This window comes from Rhodoblastus sp. (assembly GCF_041915505.1).
Lineage (GTDB): Bacteria > Pseudomonadota > Alphaproteobacteria > Rhizobiales > Beijerinckiaceae > Rhodoblastus.
Genome location: NZ_JAYSBG010000196.1, coordinates 1 through 4,034, shown reverse-complemented (window position 1 = coordinate 4,034; position 4,034 = coordinate 1). Strand labels below are relative to the sequence as shown.

At 65.2% G+C, this 4,034-nt stretch carries 3 protein-coding genes; 2 read left to right on the top strand and 1 reads right to left on the bottom strand.

The window, feature by feature from the left end:
• Positions 1–135: 135 nt before the first annotated feature.
• Both ACE3S9_RS12610 and ACE3S9_RS12605 read left to right on the top strand, forming a co-directional pair.
• The gene (locus tag ACE3S9_RS12610) at positions 136–1,647 is read left to right on the top strand and encodes a helicase HerA-like domain-containing protein (protein ID WP_374546816.1); all 1,512 of its coding nucleotides are present in this window, start codon (positions 136–138) and stop codon (positions 1,645–1,647) included.
• Between the two features lie 259 nt (positions 1,648–1,906).
• Positions 1,907–2,641, top strand: a complete 735-nt coding sequence (locus ACE3S9_RS12605) for an MBL fold metallo-hydrolase (protein ID WP_374546815.1) — start codon at positions 1,907–1,909, stop codon at positions 2,639–2,641.
• Positions 2,642–2,792: 151 nt separating this feature from the next.
• Here ACE3S9_RS12605 and ACE3S9_RS12600 read toward each other — a convergent pair whose 3' ends face one another.
• A complete protein-coding gene (locus ACE3S9_RS12600) occupies positions 2,793–3,977 on the bottom strand; it encodes an alpha/beta hydrolase (protein ID WP_374546814.1) in 1,185 nt (394 codons plus the stop codon).
• Positions 3,978–4,034: the final 57 nt, after the last annotated feature.

The following is a 4,034-nucleotide window of genomic DNA, read 5'->3' as shown; positions in this document are numbered from 1 at the left end:
GTGCTGTTTTCTTTTCTTTTGTCTGCCACTCGACTCTAGCCTTCTTTGTTTTCGCAGCGTTTTTGCGAAAAACCGGCGTCCACTTTTTCGCACGCTGCTCTAGGCTGCAGCAGGAAAGACAAGGCGAATCGCGGCATGACGGACGATCCCCAGAATGTTCCCGGCAAGATCCTGGTCGGCAAGGCCGAAGACTACATCTATCTGCTGCTGCGCTATGGCAACCGCCACGGGCTGGTCGCCGGCGCCACCGGCACCGGCAAGACCGTGACCCTGCAAAAGCTGGCCGAGGGCTTTTGCAACGCCGGGACCTGCGTGTTCACGTCGGATGTGAAGGGCGATCTGTCCGGCATTTCGATGCCCGGCAACAGCCTCAAGCCCATGGTCGACCGCGCGGCGGAAATCGGCGTCCCCTATGAGCCGGACCAGTTCCGCTGCGTGTTCTGGGATGTTTTCGGCGAAAACGGCCATCCGGTCCGCGCGACCATCGCGGAAATGGGCCCGCTGCTGCTCTCCCGCATCCTGCAGCTCAATGATGTGCAGGTGGGCGTGCTCAATATCGTGTTCCGGGTCGCCGACGAGCAGGGCCTCGCCTTGCTCGATCTCAAGGATCTGCGCGCGATGCTGGGCTTCGTCTCGGAGAACGCCTCCGACCTGCAGCAGCGTTACGGCAATGTCTCGGCGGCGTCCGTCGGCGCGATTCAGCGGCAATTGCTGGTGCTGGAGAACCAGGGCGCCGACAAATTCTTCGGCGAGCCGGCGCTCGACATTCTCGACCTGCTCAAGCCCGATATCGACGGGCGCGGCTTCATCCATGTGTTGAAAGCCGAAAAGCTGGTCCGTAGCCCCAATCTCTACGCCACCTTCCTGTTCTGGCTGCTGTCCGAACTCTTCGCCAAGCTTCCCGAGGTCGGCGATCCCGACAAGCCCAAGCTGGTGTTCTTCTTCGACGAGGCGCATTTCCTGTTCGACGACGCGCCCAAGGACCTGCTGCGCGCGATCGAACAGGTGGTGCGGCTGATCCGAAGCAAGGGCATCGGCGTCTATTTCGTCACCCAGAGCCCGCTCGACGTGCCGGAAACCGTGCTGGGCCAGCTTGGCAATCGCGTGCAGCACGCCTTGCGCGCCTTCACCCCGCGCGACCAGAAGGCGGTGAAGACCGCCGCCGACACGTTCCGGCAGAATCCGAACCTCAATACGGCCGACGTCATCACCAAGCTCAATGTCGGCGAGGCGCTGGTTTCGACGCTGGAAGCCTCGGGCACGCCGGCCATGGTGACGCGGGTGAAAATCGCGCCGCCCGCCTCGCGCGTCGGCCCGATCACCGCCGCCGAACTGGCCGAGGTGCAGGAGTCCAGTCCGTTCAAAGGCAAATATGATCAGGCGGTGGACCGGGAGTCGGCCTTCGAAATCTTGCAGAAGCGGACGCAAGACCGCACCTCGGGCGCGCCGGTCGGCCAGGACGCGCAAGGCGGCGGCGGCATCCTGTCGCAGATCGGCTCAAGCCTGGAAGGCCTGTTCCGGTCAAGCGGCAAACGCCCGTCGGTAGCGCAATCCGCGATCCGCTCGGCGGCGACCTCCGCCGCCCGTCAGGTCGGCTCGGCCATCGCCAAGGAAATTTTGCGCGGGATCACCGGCGGCGTGAAATGATCGCCGGCCGCCGCCGCAGGTTCGAGCGCCCAACACCGCCGCGCGCCGTCATTGCGAGCGCAGCGAAGCAATCCACCGCGCCGCCTGCTGGAAGGCCGCATGGATTGCTTCGCTGCGCTCGCAATGACGTGGATGCCGATCGCGGGCCGGCCCGGGCATAGGCTTCCGGTTTCCTCGCCGCCGAACGCACTTCCGTGCTAGCCTCACCGCGCGACCTTCGATTGGCGATCCTTCGTTCAAAACATTCGGAAAAAGCCAAATGAAAACGGAAATCGCTGAGATCGGCGACCGGATCTACCGTTTCTCGACCTTTGTGCCGGAGATCGCCGCGCCGGCAGGCTTCACCTTCAATCAATTTCTGATCGCTGCGCCGGAGCCCCTGCTGTTTCACTGCGGCCCGCGCGCCATGTTCGCTTCCGTGTCGGCGGCGATGGAGACGATCATGCCCGTCTCGCGGCTGCGCTGGATCGCTTTCGGCCATGTCGAGGCCGACGAATGCGGCGCCATGAACCAGTGGCTCGCCGCCGCCCCAAACGCGCAGGTTATTCACGGCCAGACAGCCTGCATGGTCTCGCTGAACGATCTGGCCGACCGACCGCCGCGCGCGCTCGCCGATGGCGAGGTTCTCGATCTTGGCGGCCCGCGCATCCGCTATATCGACACGCCGCACGTGCCCCATGCCTGGGAGTCGGGCCTCATTTACGAGGAGACCACTGGCACGCTGTTTTCAGGGGATCTCTTCACCCAGATCGGGAACGGGCCGGCGCTGACGACCGACAGCATCGTCGCCGCGGCGATCGCCGCCGAGGAGGCGTTTCAAGCCAGCGCCCTCACGCCGGCCATTGCGCCCACATTGCGCAAGCTCGCGGCGCTGGAGCCCAAGCGTCTGGCGGTCATGCACGGCTCGTCCTATATGGGCGACTGCCGCGCCGCGCTGCTCGAACTCGCCGATTTCTATCAGCAGAGCCACGCCGCCCAAACCGCGCGCGCCTGAGCAGGCGTGGCATTCCGCGCGGGCGGCGAAGTGATCGCCGGCCATCAGCGCAGGCTTGAGGCTACCGACAAACAGACCCGCCCGTCATTGCGAGCCATAGGGCGTCTTCCGACGCCCTATGGCTCGCAATGACGCGGAGAGGCCTATTCTATTACTGCCCGGCCTGGGGCGCGGGCGCGGGCGGCGCAAGATCCTGGCTGTCGATCTGGCCCGGCGCCGGTTTCGGCGTGCGGTCCGCGCCGGCGTCAATCACCGATTGCGTTTCGGCCTCGGCGGCGCGCGGCTTGGTCAAGCGCGCGCCGATCTGGCTCACCGCCTTCGGCGCATTGGCGTAATTGTCATGGCCGATCAGATTGGTCGACAGGTCGGAAATGTCATAGACGCCGACGCCGAGCTTCTCGATCAGGTCGCGGTCCCGCTCGGAAAAGGGATCAAGCGCGCCCAGGCGGCGGTCGCCCTGAAGGCTGGCCGAGACCTGCAAGGCGCGGTCGTCCTTGGAGACATAGACCGAGAAATGCGACGGATCGAGCCGCGCGATCTGCTGCTTGAACACCGACACGTCGATATCCGGCGCCGCCAGCATGACATTGCCGAGCTTGCCGTGCAGGTCGGGCGAGCCGGACAAGGCGGATTCGCGCAGGGTCTCCATGGTCAGCCAGGTGCCCATGGAATGGGCCAGAATATGGATGCGGCCGACGCCGGGCGTTTCCGACAGATCGTTGAGCAGGCCGAGATAAGCGTCACGCGAGGCGGTGGCGCTTTCCTTGTCGGCGCCATAGGCCAGCAATGCCGCCTTGGACGGCCAGGTGAACAGCACCGGGACGCCGCCGAATTTGGTGTCGACGGCGATCTGCGCCAGCCGGAAGCGGGCCTCGTCGAGCGAGGTGTTGAAGCCGTGGACATAGACCAGCACGTCGCGATTATTGCCGATGCGCCCCGAGAGATGCGCCGCCACCTGCTCGCGGAATTCGTCCTCGTCAAGCTGGCTGTGATCGGCCAGAGCAAAATGATGATTGGGATCGGGCCCGCCAAAGCCAGGGCGCTCGATCTGCCCGGGCTTGTGGTCCGGCGGCACGGAAATGTAGTCGAGCGAGAAGCGCGGCTTGGCGCCGGGCGTCAGCTCGGTCGAATGAACGCCGCCCTTACGGGTCGAGACGATGAAAATCTCGGCCGTATAGGCGGTTTCGTCGGATTTGCCGCCGAACAGGCCGCCGAGATTGAAGCCGTCTCCGGCGCGCGCCGCGCCGCCGCCGGTCAGACCCGGGCTCGCCGCCAGAGCCAGAGCCAGCAACAGAGCGGGGCCCGCCGCCCGTCCGGTCTTTCTCAAATGTCGCACTGTGTCGTTCCTCGTCGCAGGGCGCCGGTTCAAGGCGCCGCATCGCAACAAACGCCT